Source organism: Streptomyces sp. BK79 (assembly GCF_044142145.1).
Classification (GTDB): Bacteria; Actinomycetota; Actinomycetes; order Streptomycetales; family Streptomycetaceae; genus Streptomyces.
In genome coordinates this window covers 1-454 of sequence record NZ_JBHVOC010000096.1, presented here as the reverse complement: position 1 = coordinate 454, position 454 = coordinate 1, and the positions used below count along the sequence as shown (strand labels likewise).

Here is a 454-nt window from a genome sequence, read left to right as displayed (position 1 = left end):
GACCTCCAAGCCCACGGCGCTCACGTCACCGACGCGCGAGTCTCCTTCGGTCATCCAGTAGCGCTGGTGCTGGAAGGCATAAGTCGGCAGCTCCAGCTCCGACGGCTCCGAACGACCGAACACCGCCTGCCAGTCGACCCGCGCACCCCGCACATGAACGTGGGCGAGCGCGGTCATGACGGACAGACACTCGTCCCAGTCCCGTCGCACCGACGCGACGAACGCTCCCGAGGGCACGACACCCTGCCCCATGGCGCTCAGTACGCCATCGGGTCCGATCTCGACGAACGTCTCCACACCCTCGGCATGCAGACAGGACACCGCGTCGGCGAACCGCACCTCACGCCGCACCTGCTCCACCCAGTACTCCGCCCTGGCGATCTCCTCCACCACCGGACCACCAGACACCGTCGACACAAACCGCAGCCGCTCCGGAGCCCGATACGACAACCCA

Annotated in this window: 1 protein-coding gene; it reads right to left on the bottom strand. The window is 67.4% G+C overall.

The annotated features are described in order from the left end of the window. The coding region (locus tag ACFIF2_RS35945) for a hypothetical protein (RefSeq protein ID WP_395577496.1) at positions 1-393 on the bottom strand (393 nt) is incomplete at its 3' end. Positions 394-454: the final 61 nt, after the last annotated feature.